The following is a 19,125-nucleotide window of genomic DNA, read 5'->3' on the forward strand; positions in this document are numbered from 1 at the left end:
GATCAAGCTTAAATCCAGGACCATTGATGGACTAGACTGCAAAAATCAGCCTTAGCGTTCTATATGGAGAACGATGATGGAAGACCTCAACACCCTCTATTACTTCACTCAAGTGGTGGAGCATCACGGCTTTGCCGCCGCTGGCCGGGCATTGGACATTCCAAAATCAAAACTCAGCCGACGCATCTCGCAGCTTGAGGAACGCCTTGGTGTACGCCTGCTGCATCGCACCAGCCGGCATTGCTCGCTGACCGAAATCGGCCAGGCTTACTACCAGCGCTGCCTGGCGATGCGGGTCGAGGCCGAGGGCGCCGCCGAACTGATCGAGCGCAATCGCTCCGAGCCTCAGGGGCTTGTACGCCTGAGCTGCCCGACGGCGCTGCTCAATTCCTGGGTCGGGCCGATGCTCACCCGCTACATGCTCAAGTATCCGCTGGTCGAGGTTTTCATCGAGAGTACGAACCGCCGGGTCGATCTGCTGCACGAAGGTTTCGACATCGCGCTGCGCGTGCGCTTTCCGCCACTGGAAAACACCGACATGGTGATGAAGGTGCTGGGCAACAGCACCCAATCGGTGGTCGGCAGCCCGATGTTTGCCGAGCGCTTGTCGTCACCGCCCTCGCCTGCCGACCTCAACGGTTTGCCGAGCCTGCACTGGGGCGCGGCGCAACGTGAGTATCAATGGGAACTGCTCGGGCCGAACGGCGCTTCGGCGCAGATCCGGCACACGCCAAGGCTGGTCACCGATGACCTGATCGCCCTGCGTCAGGCGGTGATTGCCGGAGTCGGCGTTGCGCATCTGCCGAGTGTGGTCGTGCGCGAAGACATCGCGGCTGGACGCGTGGTGGAGTTGATTCCGGGCTGGGCACCGAAATGCGGGATCGTGCACGCGATCTTTCCTTCGCGCCGGGGACTACTGCCGTCAGTGCGCACCTTGATCGATTTTCTGGGTGATGAATTTGCTCACAGCGACATCGCTTGAGACCTGCGATTGATTCGTGACTTCCGGTCAACAGTACTTTGCCCCGACAGCGGTTTTTCTCAAGGAAACAGCAGCGGATACTTCCGCCCATTCCCACTGCAACCCTGGAGTCCTGCATGTCTGTTCCCGCTTTCGGTCTTGGTACGTTTCGCCTGCAAGGTCAGGTGGTCATCGATTCGGTGAGCACCGCCCTCGAGCTGGGCTACCGTGTCATCGACACCGCGCAAATCTACGAGAACGAAGCCGAGGTCGGCCAGGCCATCGCCGCCAGCGGCATCCCTCGCGACGAATTGTTCATCACCAGCAAGATCTGGATCGCCAACTTCGCCGGTGACCGTCTGATCGAAAGCCTCAAGGAGAGCCTGCAAAAGCTGCAGACCGACTACCTCGACCTGACGCTGATCCACTGGCCGTCGCCGGAAGATCAGGTGCCGGTGGAAGAGTTCATGGGCGCCCTGCTGGAAGCCAAACGCCTGGGCCTGACCCGACAGATCGGTGTGTCCAACTTCACCATCGACCTGATGAAACAAGCCATCGCAGCGGTGGGTGCAGACAATATCGCCACCAACCAGATCGAGCTGCACCCGTACCTGCAAAACCGCAAGGTCGTGGAGTTTGCCCAGAGCCAGGGCATCCAGATCACCTCCTACATGACCCTGGCCTATGGCGAAGTACTGAAGGATCCATTGATTGTCGACATCGCCGAGCGCCTGCAAGCCACCCCGGCGCAGGTCACTCTGGCGTGGGCGATGCAATCGGGTTACGCGGTAATTCCTTCGTCGACCAAGCGCGCCAACCTGCAAAGTAACCTCGGCGCCACCGCGCTGACGCTGAGCGACGCCGATATGGCGCTGATCGACACACTGGATCGCGGCCAGCGCCTGACCAGCCCCCAAGGCATCGCGCCGCAGTGGGACTGACCGCTCAGGCCTGAAGTTGCTGCGCGAGGTCGTGCATGGCCACGCGCAGCAATTCGATAGCAACGTTCAATGCGGCTTCGGGCTCACCGTCCCCGCAGGCCTGTTCGAGTACCCGGCACGCCGAAACCACGCGCTCGGCACCGATCACATGCGCCCCGCCTGTAATGTGATGTGCCAGATCTTTCAGGCCTGCACGATCACCTTCCCGCCCGGATTCCTCCAGACGCTCCAGATCGCTGCGCAGACTGCTCAGCACTTCTTCACGCAACTGCCCGATAAGCGGGTTGTCCGCTCCCGCCAGTTGCAACAGCGAACTCAGATCGAAACCGGGCAATACCTGATTCTCCGCTCCTGCGATCTGCATTTCATCGGGCTCTGCAGCGATCAGCGCCAGGTTCAGCTCCCGCAGCAAAACCGGTTTGAACAGGCAATCATCCATTCCGGCTGCCAGGCATCGTTGTTTCTCTTCCATCTGTGCATTGGCGGTATACCCCAGAACCAGACAAGGCACCCGGCCTGTCGCCGCCTCCTCTTCGCGAATCGCTCGCGCCAGATCGTAGCCGTTGATTCCGGGCAAGTTGACGTCGGTAATCAGCGCATCGAAAGATTGACCGCGCCACAGATCCAACGCCTGTTCACTACTCCCGGTATCGACAAAGCGATGCCCGAGCTCGCTCAACTGCCGACACAGCAGCAGACGATTCACCGGATGGTCGTCCACCACCAGTACGTCCAGCGGCTTTGCCGCCGTCACTGTCGGCGTCGCAACGTCCTCCTGAGCGGGCGACTCCAGCACGGGCAGTTCCAGGCGCAGCATGACTTGTGTGCCTCGTCCGGGTTCGCTGGTCATCCACAGGTCGCCGCCCATCATCCGGCACAGGCTGCGGCTGATCACCAGCCCCAGACCGGAACCGCTGCGGACCGACAACGGCTGACTGCCGACCTGCACAAACGGGCTGAACAAGCGCTGCTGATCTTCGGCGCTGATGCCCCGTCCGCTGTCCTCGATGACAACACCGATTTCCAGCAGCCCGTCCCGCTCGGCAAACACTCGCAATCGCAGGCTCACATCGCCTTCATCGGTAAACTTGATCGCATTGCTCAGAAGATTCGACAACACCTGCTTGAAACGCAGGGCGTCGAGCATCACCTCGACATTGCTGCGCTCATCCAGTTCGACATGCCACAACAACTGCTTCTGGCGCGCCACTCCTTCGAAAATCCGACACACCGATAAAACCGCCTCACTCAGATTGACGCGTTCGGGAGCCAGCGACAGTTGACCCGACTCAATGCGTGCAATGTCGAGAATATCGCCGATCAATGCCAGCAGTTGCTGCCCCGCCGTGGACGCCACCTGGATCGCCTGGCGGTCGATCACGCCTTCATCGGCATGCTTGAGAGCCAGTTCGAGCATGCCCAGCAAGGCATTCATCGGCGTACGGATTTCGTGACTCATGACCGCCAGAAAAGTGCTCTTGGCCCGGTTGGCGTCATCCGCCGCGTCCTTGGCTTCCTGCAGTTGAAGCAGCCATTGCTGGCGCTGGCGAATCTGCCGGCGCTGAAAGGCGATCCAGCCCAACGCCAGCAGCAACAGCCCGGACGCACCGGCGAATCCAAGCAGGATCTCCCGTCGATGGCGCTGCCAGTAGCTGTCATCGGCAACCGCGTCACGGCCCCAGCGCTCGACCAGATCGTCGAGTTCCTTGGGGGCGATGCTCAACAGCGCCTTGTTCAGAATCGAATGCAACACCACGGCATCCGGTGCGGAAGCCAATGCAATCCGGGCAGGCTGATCCCCTACCGTACCGACTATCCGGGTTCGCCCCCGGTACTGACGGGAAATCAGATAGCGCGCCACCATCAACGAACTCAGCGTGGCATCGGCCTGCCCGCTGACAATCGCTTCCATCCCGGCTGCCGGGCTTGGTACTTCGACAAATCTGAGTTGCGGTACTCGCTCCAGCAGGTAATCGCGCAACGGGTGACCGCGATAGATCGCCAACCGTTTGCCGGCCATGTCGTCCAGGGTTCTCACGCCCGACGGCGAGACCCCGCTGACCAGGACGAACGGATTATTCAGATAGGCCCGGGAAAAACGCATTTCGAGTTCACGCTCGCTGCTGGGTGTCACCACGGGCAGCAGATCAAGCTCCCCGGCCTTCAATTGTCCGATCTGTCGGTCCAGTGACTGCCCCCGAACGATCTCGAACTTCAGGCCGCTACGCTGACTGATCAGGCTCAACAACTGCGCCGCAAGCCCCTGCACTTTTCCCTCGGCATCAAAGAACGTCAACGGGGCGAAATCCTCGATCGCACCGACCCGCACGCTCGGATGCCGGTCGAGCCACGCCTGTTCACTGTCGCTGAGACTTACCCGTGCTTGTCCGGTCATGTCCGCACGCCCGGCGCTCCAGCGCAGTTCCATGGCCAGGCGCTGCTCCATGGGAATGGCCAGCAAGGCTTTGTCGACCAGTCGTTTCAAGCGTGTGTTGCTGCGAGTCAGGGCAAAGGCGAACGGGTTGGCGTCGAGGCCCGAAGGGCCGGCCAGTTGCAGGTCGTTATGGAAGTTGATGTTGATCAGATAGCTGGCACTGATGAAATCGCCGAGGTACAGGTCATCTCGCCCGAATGCCACGGCGCCGAGGGCATCGAGAATCGAGCGATAACGCTGCAAAGTGGCTTGCGGGTAAGCCTTCTGGATGGTCGAAGCCGGCAGGTAGTCATCCACCATGGCGATGCGCTTGCCTGCCAGGTCATCGGGCAACGGTTCGTCGAGCCGGGTCACCCACATCGGCTGATCTTCGGCGTAGGCGCGAGACAGCATCAGCTCGGGATCGGCAATCTCATAGTTGTTCGAGGTGCCCAGCAAGTCCAGTTCGCCGGCCTTGAGCGCAGCCATGGCGCTTTCGCGGTCGGGGTAGCACCAGACCTCGATCCGGACATTCAGCACCTGTGCGATCGCGTCGGCGTATTCGGCCGTGAGGCCTTCCAGTTCATGCCGGTTGCGGGTCAATTCAAAGGGAGGATAGTCCGGCCCGGAAGCGCCGATGCGCAATACCGGGTGTGCCCGGAGCCACTGTCGATCCTGGTCGTCGAGGCGAACCTGCACCCCCTCCAGCCGGGTGCGAGAGATGATTTCCAGTTTTTGCACAGTCCCGAATGCCTGCACAGCGTTTGCCAAAACGAAGATCATCAGAAGAATGCATCGCAGCGGCCTCATCATCGGGCAGGCTCTCAAAGCAGATGGTTGCGTCTGGCGAACTCACGCAACACCACCTGTGAGCTGACCCCGAGCTTGAGCATCAGGCGAGTCTTGTAGGTACTGATGGTTTTGTGGCTCAGGTTCATCTCCTGAGCGATGTCCTTGTTGGGCTTGCCATGCGCCAATTGCACGAGAATGTGTAACTCGCGATTGGACAATCCTTCGATCTGCTGTCGCTCGTCACTGTGCACACCGGAATGCCCTGCGCTGACCTCAGGCAATTCCTGAAAATAGCTGTAACCCGAACGGACTGCCTTGATCGCACTCTGCAACTGCTGCAACTCGGCAGACTTGGCCACAAAAGCCATTGCACCTGCACGTCGGCAACGCACCAGGTAGCTGTTCGGATCGGCCGATGAAAAAATCACGATTTTGCAGACCAGCCCGAGGGCGTTGATCCGGTCCAGCACTTCAAGTCCGCCCATGCCCTTGAGCTTCAGATCGAGCACGATCAGTGTTGGCGCGTGGGCACGGATCATCGGCACCACGTCGACGCCACTCGAAGCGACATGAATAGGTTTGTAGCCCAGTGACTCCAGTACCATTCTGACGGCACCGACAACTACCGGGTGATCGTCGACGATCAATGCTGAATCCATGACCACTCCCGGGCGAATACATGACGATGACGCCACCGATCCTGCATGAACGGGACTACTGGTAGCTGCGCTACGACTGTTACACGGGACGCATGGCGAAACACCTGTCAGACCTGACAGTTGCGCCATCGGCCGATCTGTGATCTGGCGCTCCATCACGCGAGGGATTTTGCCGGGCACATAAGCGCTGAATGCTCACGGGAAGCCTCGACCGATGCCATCAACTGCGTGATGACGTTCATCGAGGGCAGCGCGGCGTTGCAAGTGGTGATCTTTGGCCGGAAGTATCCGGGAACTTCCAATGAGTTCACCGCTTCGCCATAGACCAGTGCATGCCGGACCTGCGCCAGATCGAACAGGAATCCGTGCAGGTCCGGCATTCCACCTGCCAGTTGAGAATCGGTCACCAGTACCTCGAACGGCTCGCAGCCGTAATCGATCAGTGACAGCAGTTCGGTGAAGTTCTGCACCGGTGCAATGCGGTAGTAATCGAGGGCATTGAACATCCGCTCGATTTTCATCCGGTGAAAGTGCCGGGTGTCGGCGATCAAAATACGCAAGGTTTTGTCGGCCATCGTGGAAGTCCCGCCAGTCGCTTCAAGTGGCGGCAAGACTACCCAAGCATCGAGGCATGCTCTGTAGGACTATTCCGAAAATAGCCGTCACTCATCTGGATTGACAGCCATCAATGCCATTGTCCGACGCTGGGCGTTCGATTTTTACTCCGTGGTACTCGGACTCCAGAACGCCTGCACCACCAGGTTCGACGTTGAAATCCGCTTCACCAGTGCGTCCAGTTCATCTCCGTCCACCGATGTCGTTGCGAGCGTGGCTTCGATCTCGATTTCGTCGGCACCGAAGGCGTGTACATCGACATCACTGGCCGGGTAGTTGCTGCGTTCGAGCTCGGCCTCAAGCAAGGCGAACACCGCGGTCTGCTGCGAGCGCCGGGCGATCACGTAGACGATGTTGGTGACTTCCGCCGAAACCACATCCAGCGGCTGACGGTTGATGTTGTTGACGATCGGCCGCAACAACGTATTCGCGGCGAGCACGAACAAGGTGCCGAGCACGGCTTCGGCCAGCAGGTCGGCGCCGGCACAGGCGCCGACCGCTGCCGAGGTCCAGAGTGTGGCGGCGGTGTTGAGGCCGCGCACATTGCCCTCTTCACGCATGATCACACCGGCGCCGAGAAAGCCGATCCCGGACACCACGTAGGCGACCACCCGAACCGCGCCTTCCGCCCCGCCGAGGCGGTTGGCCATATCGACGAAGATCGCCGCACCGACCGCCACCAGCACGTTGGTGCGCAGGCCTGCCGTGCGTTGCCGGTACTGGCGTTCGAAGCCGATCAGGCCGCCGAGAATGAACGCCGCGCTGAGGCTGACCAGCGTATCGAGCAGCGAATCGAGGTTGATGTTGTTGATGGCTTGCATGTTGAACTCCTTGAAACCGCCCCCCCCTTGCTCCCACAAGGGGGGATTCTTTCCTGTTACTGCCAGCCGAACCGGCGGATGTAGAAGCCTTTAACGGCCTGGGTCAGTACCATGTACGCCAGCAGGATCACCGGCAGGAACACGAAGTACATCGACGGCAGCGCCTGCAGTTTGAAGTAGTGCGCCAGCGGCCCCATCGGCAGGAAGATGCCCACGGCCATGATGATTCCGGTCATCACCAGCAGCGGCATGGCCGCGCGGCTTTGCAGGAACGGAATCTTCGGCGTGCGGATCATGTGCACGATCAGCGTCTGGGTCAGCAGCCCCACCACGAACCAGCCGGACTGGAACAGGGTCTGGTGATCCGGGGTGTTGGCATCGAACACGTACCACATCAAGGCGAACGTTGTGATGTCGAAGATCGAACTGATCGGGCCGAAGAACAGCATGAAGCGCCCGACATCCCCTGGCTGCCAGCGTTGCGGCTGTTTCAGCATTTCGTCGTCGACGTTGTCGAACGGGATCGCGATCTGCGAAATGTCATACAGCAGGTTCTGCACCAGCAGGTGCATCGGCAGCATCGGCAGGAACGGAATGAACGCACTGGCCACCAGTACCGAGAACACGTTGCCGAAGTTCGAGCTGGCGGTCATCTTGATGTACTTGAGCATGTTGGCGAAGGTCCGGCGCCCTTCCAGCACGCCCTCCTCCAGCACCATCAGGCTCTTTTCCAGCAGGATGATGTCGGCCGCTTCCTTGGCGATATCGACTGCGCTGTCGACGGAAATACCGATGTCCGCGGTGCGCAATGCCGGTGCGTCGTTGATGCCGTCGCCCATGAACCCGACCACGTGACCGTTCCCCTTGAGGATGCGCACGATGCGTTCCTTGTGGGTCGGCGTCAGTTTGGCGAACACGTTGGTGGTTTCTACCGCAACTGCCAGTTGCGCGTCGCTCATGCGTTCGATGTCATTGCCCATCAACAGGCCTTGCTGGGCCAGGCCCACCTCGCGGCAGATCTTGGCGGTCACCAGCTCGTTGTCGCCGGTCAGCACTTTCACGGCCACGCCGTGTTCGGCCAGGGCCTTGAGTGCCGGCGCGGTGCTTTCCTTCGGTGGATCGAGGAATGCCACGTAACCGATCAGCGTCAGCTCCTGCTCGTCGCCCAGGCTGTAAGTGTCGCGACCTTCAGGCATCGACCGTGCAGCCACCGCGACCACGCGCAAGCCTTCAGCGTTGAATGCTGCTGTTACCTGACGAATTCTCGCCAGCAATTCATCGCTCAAGGCTTCGTCGACTTCACCGTGACGAACCCGGGTGCACACCGACAACACTTCCTCCACCGCGCCTTTGCAGATCAACTGATGCGGTTGGCCGTGGCCTTCGACCACCACCGACATGCGCCGACGATTGAAGTCGAACGGGATCTCGTCGACCTTGCGATACGCCGTGCCGACTTTCAGTTCACGGTGGACTTCCACGTGTTCCAGCACCGCCACGTCGAGCAGGTTTTTCAGGCCGGTCTGGTAGTAGCTGTTCAGATAAGCCATTTCCAGCACGTCATCGGAGTCCTCGCCCCAGACGTCGACATTGCGCGCCAGGAAGATCTTGTCCTGGGTCAGAGTGCCGGTCTTGTCAGTGCACAGCACGTCCATGGCGCCGAAGTTCTGGATCGCGTCCAGGCGTTTGACGATGACTTTCTTGCGCGACAGGAACACCGCACCCTTGGCCAGGGTCGAGGTCACGATCATCGGTAGCATTTCCGGGGTCAGGCCCACGGCGATCGACAGTGCGAACAGCAGCGCTTCGGTCCAGTCACCCTTGGTGAAACCGTTGATGAACAACACCAGCGGCGCCATGACGAACATGAAGCGAATCAACAGCCAGCTGACTTTGTTCACCCCTTGCTGGAACGACGTCACCGCCCGGTCAGTCGCCCCGACCCGCAGCGCCAGCGCACCGAAATAGGTGCTGTTGCCGGTGGTGAGAATCACCGCTACCGCCGTGCCGGACACCACGTTGGTGCCCATGAACAGGATGTTGTCCAGCTCCAGCGGGTTGCGCGTGTCGCGATCCACCTGACGGGGGAATTTCTCCACCGGCATCGATTCGCCGGTCATCGCCGCCTGGCTGACGAACAGATCCTTGGCGCTGAGCACCCGGCAATCGGCGGGAATCATGTCGCCGGCCGAGAGCACGATCAGATCGCCCGGCACCAGCTGCTTGATCGGCAGCTCGGTGCGCGGCGCATCCCGGCGCAGCACGGTGGCGGTGTTGCTGACCATCGCCTTGAGCGCATCGGCCGCCTGGTTGGATTTGCTTTCCTGCCAGAAGCGCAGGAGGGTCGAAAGCACCACCATCGAGAAAATCACGGTGGCGGCTTTCAGGTCATCGGTCAGCCACGAGATCACTGCCAAGAGGGTCAGCAGCAGGTTGAACGGGTTTTTGTAGCAGTGCCACAGGTGGGTCCACCACGGCAGCGGTTGCTCATGCTCGACTTCGTTGAGGCCATGTTGTGCACGCAGCACATCGACTTCGAAATCGGTGAGGCCATCAGTGTGCGTGCCGAGGTTCGACAGCAGCACGCCGCTGTCGCAATGGGCGGCGTCCACCAACGTATTGGCCAGGGTGGGCGGCACTTCACGGCTGACCGTGGTGTCGCGAAGACTTTCCAGCACGGCCAGACGCCGGAAGTGCCGGGCGATGTGACGGGTCCGCAGGAAGCCTGCGAAAAATTCCTTGAGCGTAAGTTTCATGGCTGTTGCCCCTATGGTCAGCCGGGAAACCGTCAAGCAGGTACGTCCAGCCCTCTTGCACCGAGAATTCGGCACGGCAAGGGTTGGCGCGCCAGTCAAAAAAGACAGGCGTGTCGATAGGGCTGCGATTGCGACAATGAAGTCGAAACCACGCTCTTTTCAGCGTCGATGAGAAGGACGTCGGGACATGGTCTCAGCTGACCATGATCGGGATGCCGCTGCTCGCTGTTCGGCGAGACAACGGCACAAAGGAATGCGCGTTATCTTGCCGAGAATCTGCCGGTTACAAGGACCGGCCGACAACTGTCACTCGAACAAGTACCCACTGTGGGTCTCCGCTATTGATGAAAACGCGCGAAGCTTACGCCCCGATGCCTGGAGAGTAAACCCGCAAAAGGAAGGGAGTCGGCGAATGTGGCGGGTGTTCAGGAAGGGTTCAGGATTGGCCTCGAAACGACTCCCGCGCTCGGCGCGGGAGTCGTCAGGAAGTCATCAGCTGGCGGTGGCCAACAACAAATCCATCACCGAACGGCTGTGCCCGCGATTCTTGCCATGTTCATACAGCGAGCCGGCAATCTCGTCCGCGCGGATCGGCAGGATCGATAGCAGCGTATCGCTCAGACCGTGGCTGGCCTGACAGAAGCCCTGCATGTACAGACCGGCCTTGCAGCGCTCGTCGGTGATCAGTTTGTAGTTGCGATCGACCTCGAAGTCGCCCAGGTATTCTTCCAGCGGTGCCAGCAGTTTGCGGTGCATCTGACGCTCGTAGCCGGTAGCCAGCACGACCGCGTCGTAGACACGCACAGTGACTTCCCCCGTGGCATTGTTGCGCACCGCCAGTTCGATGCCGCGTTCGGTAGCGGTGGCTTTTTCGACAGTGGTCAGGGTGCGGAACGCATGGCGGGCAACACCGGAGACTTTCTGGCGATAAAAGATGCCGTAGATGCGCTCGATCAGGTCAATATCGACCACCGAGTAGTTGGTGTTGTGGTACTCGTTGACCAGACGCTCACGCTCGCTGCTCTTCTGCTGGAAGATCAGGTCGGTGAATTCCGGCGAGAACACCTCGTTGACGAACGGACTGTCGTCCGCCGGCTTCAGCGCCGAGCCGCGCAGGATCATGTCGACCTGCACCGACGGGAACGAATCGTTCAGATCGATGAAGGCTTCCGCCGCGCTCTGGCCGCCGCCGATGATCGCGATGCTCATTGGCTGATTGTTGACGCACGGTTGCTTGGCCATCTCGGCCAGATACTGCGAATGGTGGAACACCCGGGCATCGCCTTTCAGCGCCTTGAACGCCTCAGGAATGCGCGGCGTACCACCGGCGCTGACCACCACCGAGCGCGCGGTGCGCACAAATTGCTGACCGTCGGTGCCACGGGAAATCACCCGTAATGCTTCGACCTGATGGTTGTGCAGGACTGGCTCGATGGTCAGCACTTCTTCGCCATAACGGCTCTGTTCGGTGAACTGCGCGGCGACCCAGCGCAGGTAGTCGTTGTACTCCATGCGGCACGGATAGAAGGTGCCGAGGTTGATGAAGTCCACCAGACGACCGTGGTGCTTGAGGTAATTGACGAACGAATACGGACTGGTCGGGTTGCGCAGGGTCACCAGATCCTTGAGGAAGGAAATCTGCAACTCGCTCTGGGTCGACAGGGTGTTGCCGTGCCAGCTGTAGGTCGGTTGCTTGTCGAGAAACAGCACATCCAGCTCGCCCAGGGTCGGGGCTCGCTCCTGCAGAGCGATGGCCAGCGCCAGGTTCGAAGGGCCGAAACCGACGCCGATCAGGTCGTGAACGATGGGCGATGCAATTGCCTGTGTCATTTCCAGTGTCCTCTGGATGAACCCCCGAACAGCGCGGAGGAAGAGCTTGGGTGACCGGCCGGCCCTGAGCAGGACAGCAGGTCGTCTGTTGAGTAGGAACGAGGACAGTGAAATAAAATTTAACGACGACGGCTCAATGGGCATCCCATTGTCTGATGCGCAGGCGGCAATGCTTCATGGCGTTGACGATGTGCTTTTCCACCAGAGCCCTGGAAATGCCGAGACGTTCGGCGATCTCGGGATGGGACATACCTTCGATCTTGCGTAGCAGAAAACTGTCGCGGCACAGCGGCGCAAGCTCGGCCAATGCGCGTTGCAACATGTCCAGACGCTGGCCATGGTCGAGGGTGCTGTGGGGTGACGGGGTGAAATAGCGCTCTTCGCTGTCGAGCACTTCCAGCGATTCGACCTGACGCAGGGCATTGCGTCGATGATCGTCGATCACCAGATTCAGCGCGGTGCGATAAAGAAAGGCCCGGGGCTGTTCGATCGGCGTATCGCTGGAACGCTCCAGCACCCGCACATAAGCGTCATGCACCACATCTTCGGCCACCTGTCGGTTGCCGAGCCTGGCGTTCAGGAAACACACCAGCTCGCGATAGTAGTTTTCCAACATGACTCCCGGGCGCCTGAGTGCGGGTTCTGTCCTTGAGCACACCGTTCTGCTGAGCCGTACGAGGCAGTAGCAAGATGGTGGCAACTTGAGGTGCGTAATTTATAGTAATTCTCATATAGATTTAAAGTGGTGTTTGTCGTTGCCCGATAAATAGTGTTCGGCTATACCTCGGGATTGCTGTAACAACCTGTGTCACCACTTAAATTCCCTTCCGCTTTCATCGTTAACAGGACAGCTCCCCGTGTCTGCCGCGCCCTGCGGCAGCGTTCAACGGTGCCTGATCCTGCGCATCTGGCTGAACGACGGGCCGATTTCCACTGGCCGGAACCCTGCATGAAACGTCCCCGCCCCGCCCGACGCGCCCTGCTCGTAGTCCTTTGTCTGATCCCCGTTGCCGCCTACGCCGCCTGGCAGATCCTGCCTGCCGGGCGGGACAAATTCGCCACGGTGCAAGTGACCCGTGGCGATATCGAAAGCAGCGTCACCGCGCTCGGCACCCTGCAACCACGGCGTTATGTAGACGTCGGCGCCCAGGCGTCGGGGCAGATCCAGAAGATCCATGTGGAAGTCGGCGACGTGGTCAAGGAAGGTCAGCTGCTGGTGGAAATTGACCCTTCCACCCAGAAAGCCAAACTCGACGCCGGGCGCTTCTCCATCGAAAACCTCAAGGCGCAGCTGCAGGAACAAAAAGCTCAACACGAACTGGCGCAGCAGAAATACCAGCGGCAGCAGAATCTGGCTGCCGGCGGCGCCACCCGTGAAGAAGACGTGCAGACCGCCCGCGCCGAACTGAAAGCCACCCAAGCGCGCATCGATATGTTCCAGGCCCAGATCCGCCAGGCCGAAGCCAGCCTGCGCAGCGATCAGGCCGAGCTCGGCTACACCCGCATCTACGCGCCGATGGCCGGCACCGTGGTCGCCCTCGATGCCCGTGAAGGCCAGACCCTCAACGCGCAACAACAGACACCACTGATCCTGCGCATCGCCAAACTGTCGCCGATGACGGTGTGGGCCGAGGTTTCCGAAGCCGATATCGGCCACGTCAAACCCGGCATGACCGCCTACTTCACCACCCTCAGCGGCGGCCACAGACGCTGGAGCAGCACCGTGCGGCAAATCCTGCCGGTGCCACCCAAGCCGCTGGACCAGACCAGCCAGGGCGGCGGCAGCCCGACCAGTACCAGCAAAAGCGGCAGCGCCCGGGTAGTGCTGTACACCGTGCTGCTGGATGTAGACAACGCCGACAATGCATTAATGGCGGAGATGACCACTCAAGTGTTCTTCGTCGCCAGCCAGGCAAAAGACGTCCTCACCGCACCGGTCGCCGCCCTGCAAGGCAGTGACAAAGCCAATCAGCAGACTGCGCAGGTGGTCGCCGCCAATGGCAAGATCCAGTCCCGCGAGGTGCACACCGGCATCAGCGACCGGCTTAAGGTGCAGATTCTCGAGGGCCTGAGTGAAGGTGATCACTTGCTGATCGGCCCGGCTGACGGCAACGGGGGTTAAATGCAAACGCCCCTGATCGACCTGCAGGACATCCGCAAATCCTACGGTGGTGGTGACGCGCCTGAAGTTCATGTATTGCGCGGCATCGACCTGTCGATCCACGCCGGCGAATTCGTGGCGATTGTCGGTGCCTCCGGCTCTGGCAAATCCACGCTGATGAACATCCTCGGCTGTCTCGACCGGCCAACCTCCGGCGAATACCGTTTCGCCGGGGAAAATGTCGCCGGACTGGACACCGATGAACTGGCCTGGCTGCGCCGTGAAGCCTTCGGTTTCGTGTTCCAGGGTTATCACCTGATTCCGTCCGGCTCGGCCCAGGAAAACGTCGAGATGCCGGCAATATATGCCGGCACCCCCGCCGCCGAACGCCACGCCCGCGCTGCCGCCCTGCTCGAGCGCCTCGGCCTGGCGTCACGCACCGGCAACCGCCCGCACCAGTTATCCGGCGGCCAGCAGCAACGAGTGTCGATTGCCCGGGCGCTGATGAACGGCGGCCACATCATTCTTGCCGATGAGCCCACCGGTGCCCTCGACAGCCACAGCGGCAAAGAAGTCATGGCACTGCTCGATGAGCTGGCGAGCCAGGGCCACGTGGTGATCCTGATCACCCACGACCGCGAAGTCGCAGCACGGGCCAAACGCATCATCGAGATCCGCGACGGCCTGATCATCAGCGACAGCGCCCGTGACAACCCCGAAGCCCAGACCACCGCCAACCCCGGCGCCCTGCAAGCCGTCGACCTTCGCAAGCGCCTGAGCGAAGGCGCGCAAGCCTCCGGCGCCTGGAAAGGCGAACTGGCGGACGCCCTGCACGCCGCGTGGCGGGTGATGTGGATCAACCGCTTCCGCACCGCGCTGACCCTGCTCGGGATCATCATCGGCGTGGCCTCGGTGGTGGTGATGCTTGCCGTGGGTGAAGGCAGCAAGCGTCAGGTCATGGCACAGATGGGCGCGTTCGGTTCGAACATCATTTACCTGGGTGGCGTCCCTCCGCACCCACGCGCACCGCAGGGCATCATCACCCTCGACGACCTCGCAGTGCTCGCCACCCTGCCGCTGATCAAGCAGATCATGCCCGTCAACGGCGCCGAAGCCGTGGTGCGTTTCGGCAATCTCGATCACCACAGTTACGTGGGCGGTAATGACACCAATTTCCCGAAGATTTTCAATTGGCCAGTGGTTGAAGGCACTTACTTCACCGCTGCGGACGAAGCCAGTGGCGCGGCGGTAGCCGTCATCGGACACAAAGTCAGAAGCAAGTTGCTCAAGGATGTTGCCAATCCCGTCGGGCAGTACATCCTGATTGAAAACGTGCCCTTTCAAGTGGTCGGGGTTCTCGCGGAAAAAGGCTCCAGCTCCGGCGACTCCGACAGCGACGACCGTATCGCCATTCCCTACTCCGCCGCCAGCACTCGCCTGTTCGGCACGTACAACCCGGAATACGTCGCCATCGCCGCCGCCGATGCGCGCAAGGTCAAGGAAACCGAACGAGAAATCGAGCGCATGATGCTGCGCCTGCACAACGGCAAAAAGGATTTCGAGCTGACCAACAACGCCGCCATGATCCAGGCCGAAGCGCGCACGCAAAATACCCTGTCACTGATGCTCGGCTCAATCGCCGCGATATCGCTGCTGGTCGGCGGTATCGGCGTGATGAACATCATGCTCATGACTGTACGCGAACGTACCCGCGAGATCGGTATTCGCATGGCCACCGGCGCTCGCCAGCGCGACATTCTGCGCCAGTTCCTCACCGAAGCGGTGATGCTCTCGGTGGTCGGCGGGATCGCCGGGATCGCCCTGGCGTTGATCGTCGGTGGCGTGCTGATCCTCAGCGATGTCGCCGTCGCCTTCTCGTTGCTGGCGGTGCTCGGCGCTTTTGGCTGTGCCCTTGTCACCGGTGTTGTCTTCGGCTTCATGCCGGCCCACAAAGCTGCCCGGCTCGACCCGGTCACGGCCCTTACCAGTGAATGATCGAACTATGAAACCGTGTCTCAGTTTGTTGACCGTGTGCCTGTTGCTCAGCGCCTGCGGCAGTCCCGTCCAGCGTCCCGACAGCGGTTTGCAACCGCCCGCCACCTGGCAATCGTCACACGGCGCCAGCGTCGGCCGCATCGATCCGAAATGGTGGACGCAGTTTGGCAGCCAGGAGCTTGATCGTTTGATCGAACAGGCCCGCGCGGGCAGTTTCGACCTCGCTGCCGCCATGGCTCGGGTACGCCAGGCCCAGGCCGGCACGGTGATCGCAGGCGGCTCACAATTGCCGGAAGTGCAGGCCTCGCTCAATGCCAATCGACAGAAACTGCTACGTGGCAACGGCTACAGCCAACTGGACGCCGACAGCAGTAACAAAGCCGTGGATTACTTCGACGCCAATCTGAATGCCAGTTACGAAATCGACTTCTGGGGTGGCAAACAGGCGTCACGCGACAGTGCGCAGTTTGCCTTGCAGGCCAGCGAGTTCGATCGTGCGACGGTGGAGCTGACGTTGTTCGGCAGTGTCGCCGACACCTATGCGCAAACCCTGTCGCTACGCGAGCAGAGCCGTATTGCCGAACTCAACCTGGCCAACGCGCGAAGCGTTTTGAAACTGGTACAAACGCGTTTTGACTCAGGCTCGGCAACCGCCCTGGAACTGGCTCAGCAGAAAAGCCTGGTAGCGGCCCAGCAACGGCAACTACCGCTGGTGCAGCAACAGGCCCGGGACGCTTCGATCAGCCTCGCTGCCCTGCTGGGTCGGCCCGTTCAGGAACTTGCGCTGAACCGGGAATCGTTCGATCAACTGCATTGGCCGGAAATCGCCGCTGGCGTGCCAAGCGATCTGCTCAATCGCCGCCCGGACATCGCTCGCGCCGAAGCACAACTGGCCGCCGCCGAGGCCGACGTCAACGTTGCCCGCGCCGCCATGCTGCCCAAGGTCACTCTGAGTGCCGATATCGGCTCGGGGGCCGACCAGTTCCGCGACGTTCTGCGCAGCCCGTTCTACAACCTGACTGCCGGATTGATCGGGCCGATCTTCAATAATGGTCGCCTCGGCGCAGAGCGCGACAAGGCCACTGCACGCCAGGATGAACTGCTGCAGAACTATCGCGGCGCGATCATCAACGGCTTCGCCGATGTCGAAAAAGCCTTGAACAGCATTCACGGCCTAGATGAACAAAGGCAATGGCAAAGCGAGGAACTGCGGCAAGCGCAAACGGCGTTCGACATCGCCCAGAGTCGCTACCAGGCCGGCGCAGAGGACTTGCTGACGGTACTGGAAACCCAACGCACGCTCTATGCCGCCCAGGACCTGAATGTGCAGTTGAGATTGTCACGATTGCAGACAAGCATTGCACTGTACAAGGCATTGGGCGGCGGGTGGCAGACACTGGCATCGCGCTGACCTGCAAGTGAAATCGCCAGCAGGCCGGGCCCCACAACATTCATCGGTGCAACTGAATGTGTGGGAGTCGGCCTGCTGGCGATCGCAATGAAGTCCGTCTCAGACCGGCGTCTGTTTGGGCTTCAGATGACGCGCATACCAGGGACGCTGCGGCACCTTGCGGAACAACGACGACAACACCTTCTCGTCATCGCTGAAGGTGATGCGCAGCGCCAGCTTCATGGTTTCCGGGTCCATCTCCACCGACTTGCCTGGCTGCAGGCCCGGCACCGTGCTGCAGCCATGGGTAATAGGACCGAGCCACGGGTCGGCGACTTCCACCCAGCGTCCCGGTGCAAACCACGGCACACCATTGACCTGCAAGCGACTGACCTCGCCCGGATGAAAGCGTTCGTGCGCGCGGAACCAGTCTTCCAGACGATCATCGATCCAGCCATGGAACGCCCAGAACACCGGGCTCACATGAGAAGAAAAAGGATCGCCCAGGAAATCGTTTTCAGCGGCATACCAACGCGCGGAAAAATCGGCCGGATCCCGCGCAAACGGCACCGGATGCCCGTTGGAGGGATCGCGGGGCACGGACGCCCAGCGCATGTGCAGCCAGTCGTGCAGCCCCAGCTCAACCTCCGAGCCAAACTGCCCCAGGGTCAGTCTGGCCAGGTAGCGCGGGTCACGGTAGCGCGATTCCCACACCAGGAAATTACTGTGATACGTCTCGGCCGTCTTGATGTCGCTGACCCATTGCGAGTATTCGTCATCGTCCTCGGCCAGCCAGGTCGGCGGCAGCGAAGTGCCATCGTGATTGTCGAAATAATCGGCAAAGCCCTGGCGATCACGGATCAATTCCGGCTGCGGCAACGGAAAGTGCTGCCACGATGGCAGATCCTGCATTGAACGCGCCGTGCCCAGCATGTGCCGGTGCATGAAGAAGAAATCGATACCCGAGCCGTTACGGTCCTTGCGCGGGCCACGGGCGTCGCGCTCCTTGTCACGCGGGCCGGGCTGCCAGCCAATACCGCGCAGGGCGCCGCGCTTTTCCTCGCTCAAGGTATGCCACTTGTCGCGGCTGGCGTGCCAGAGCTGGTGAAACAAGCGGTGCTCGGGGGAAATCAGCCAGGCCAGCAACGTCGGGTTCAACCCTGTGCGCTCGCGGGCCTCGGGGAACACACGTTTGACGGCAATAAAACGATTGTCCTGCGCCGGCAGCATCAGGGGACGATCAAGGTTGAGGACGCGCCCGCTGAGGCTGCCGCTGCCGGCGTTGCCGAAACCGCCCCAGACTTCATCCAGTGCCATGCTGAATTCGTAGCCCGGTGCACCGTCGGCCGACGAGGTGCTGACCAGACGCCAACTCAATTGCGACGCTTTGACGTCGGCGAGGTCCGCGAGAATTCGATAGCGCGGCGCCTGTGACGAGCGCAAACGCTCGGCCGTGTCGAGAAAACCGATAACACCGCGCCCTTTGTGGGCAACATCGAGAAACACTTCCAGACCGTCTCCGGGCAACCCCGCGATACCGGCGTCATGGCCCTCGAAACGAATCTGCCAGATACCGCGCAGCGCATCCGCCAGGCGTTGCCCGACGACATCCGCGACATCGAACGACGCCTCACCCGGGGTGATCGTCGGATCCGGCTTCGTCCATTCACGATGCCCAAAATACGCTGCAGGCACAGCGGCGCCGGTCAGTGCCAGGCCCGCCATGAACCATCGTCGAGAAATCTTCATTGCCCTACCTGTGTCAGCCATGAAGCAGGCTTTATCCAAGCTAGAACGTTTGTTGCAGCGGTAAATTTATGGCGTCCTGAAAAGATCGCAGCCTTCGGCAGT

The 19,125-nt window shown here is 60.8% G+C and carries 13 protein-coding genes; 5 read left to right on the forward strand and 8 right to left on the reverse strand.

Features of this window, described 5'->3' with window-relative positions; all coding sequences use genetic code 11:
• The first annotated feature begins 73 nt into the window (after positions 1–73).
• Positions 74–982 carry a LysR substrate-binding domain-containing protein gene (locus tag OQ248_RS00885; protein ID WP_265811789.1) on the forward strand — a complete coding sequence of 303 codons (909 nt, stop codon included), beginning with the start codon at positions 74–76 and terminating at the stop codon, positions 980–982.
• 116 nt (positions 983–1,098) lie between these two features.
• Complete coding sequence (dkgB, locus tag OQ248_RS00890; protein WP_265811790.1) at positions 1,099–1,902, forward strand: 2,5-didehydrogluconate reductase DkgB; 804 nt, start codon at positions 1,099–1,101, stop codon at positions 1,900–1,902.
• A gap of 4 nt (positions 1,903–1,906) precedes the next feature.
• On the opposite strand, the gene OQ248_RS00895 is transcribed toward dkgB, so the two are convergent.
• The 7 genes from OQ248_RS00895 to OQ248_RS00925 form a co-directional block, all read right to left on the reverse strand.
• Complete coding sequence (locus tag OQ248_RS00895) at positions 1,907–5,098, reverse strand: transporter substrate-binding domain-containing protein (protein WP_265811791.1); 3,192 nt, start codon at positions 5,096–5,098, stop codon at positions 1,907–1,909.
• Positions 5,099–5,139: 41 nt separating this feature from the next.
• Entirely contained in the window at positions 5,140–5,766 is a 627-nt protein-coding gene (locus OQ248_RS00900; RefSeq protein WP_265811792.1) for a response regulator transcription factor, read from the reverse strand.
• A gap of 155 nt (positions 5,767–5,921) precedes the next feature.
• Positions 5,922–6,341 carry a chemotaxis protein CheY gene (locus tag OQ248_RS00905; protein ID WP_265811793.1) on the reverse strand — a complete coding sequence of 140 codons (420 nt, stop codon included), beginning with the start codon at positions 6,339–6,341 and terminating at the stop codon, positions 5,922–5,924.
• A gap of 144 nt (positions 6,342–6,485) precedes the next feature.
• Positions 6,486–7,202 carry an MgtC/SapB family protein gene (locus tag OQ248_RS00910; protein WP_085711975.1) on the reverse strand — a complete coding sequence of 239 codons (717 nt, stop codon included), beginning with the start codon at positions 7,200–7,202 and terminating at the stop codon, positions 6,486–6,488.
• Between the two features lie 56 nt (positions 7,203–7,258).
• Positions 7,259–9,958, reverse strand: a complete 2,700-nt coding sequence (mgtA, locus tag OQ248_RS00915; RefSeq protein ID WP_265811794.1) for a magnesium-translocating P-type ATPase — start codon at positions 9,956–9,958, stop codon at positions 7,259–7,261.
• A gap of 492 nt (positions 9,959–10,450) precedes the next feature.
• Positions 10,451–11,788 (reverse strand): SidA/IucD/PvdA family monooxygenase, encoded by a 1,338-nt coding sequence (locus OQ248_RS00920; protein WP_119427474.1) that lies wholly within the window; start codon positions 11,786–11,788, stop codon positions 10,451–10,453.
• A gap of 133 nt (positions 11,789–11,921) precedes the next feature.
• Complete coding sequence (locus tag OQ248_RS00925; RefSeq protein ID WP_119427475.1) at positions 11,922–12,404, reverse strand: sigma-70 family RNA polymerase sigma factor; 483 nt, start codon at positions 12,402–12,404, stop codon at positions 11,922–11,924.
• A 333-nt stretch (positions 12,405–12,737) separates the two neighbouring features.
• On the opposite strand from OQ248_RS00925, the gene OQ248_RS00930 reads away from it, so the two are divergent.
• From OQ248_RS00930 to OQ248_RS00940, 3 genes are read left to right on the forward strand one after another with little or no spacing between them, the layout of a single operon-like run.
• The gene (locus tag OQ248_RS00930) at positions 12,738–13,910 is read left to right on the forward strand and encodes an efflux RND transporter periplasmic adaptor subunit (protein WP_265811795.1); all 1,173 of its coding nucleotides are present in this window, start codon (positions 12,738–12,740) and stop codon (positions 13,908–13,910) included.
• Positions 13,911–15,884 carry a MacB family efflux pump subunit gene (locus tag OQ248_RS00935; RefSeq protein ID WP_265811796.1) on the forward strand — a complete coding sequence of 658 codons (1,974 nt, stop codon included), beginning with the start codon at positions 13,911–13,913 and terminating at the stop codon, positions 15,882–15,884. It abuts the gene before it with no gap.
• A gap of 7 nt (positions 15,885–15,891) precedes the next feature.
• A complete protein-coding gene (locus OQ248_RS00940; RefSeq protein WP_265811797.1) occupies positions 15,892–17,295 on the forward strand; it encodes an efflux transporter outer membrane subunit in 1,404 nt (467 codons plus the stop codon).
• 99 nt (positions 17,296–17,394) lie between these two features.
• On the opposite strand, the gene OQ248_RS00945 is transcribed toward OQ248_RS00940, so the two are convergent.
• On the reverse strand, positions 17,395–19,023 hold the full coding sequence (locus tag OQ248_RS00945; RefSeq protein ID WP_265811798.1) for a PvdJ/PvdD/PvdP-like protein: 1,629 nt from the start codon (positions 19,021–19,023) through the stop codon (positions 17,395–17,397).
• Positions 19,024–19,125 lie beyond the last annotated feature (102 nt).

The organism is Pseudomonas sp. COW5 (genome assembly GCF_026240005.1).
Lineage (GTDB): Bacteria > Pseudomonadota > Gammaproteobacteria > Pseudomonadales > Pseudomonadaceae > Aquipseudomonas > Aquipseudomonas kribbensis.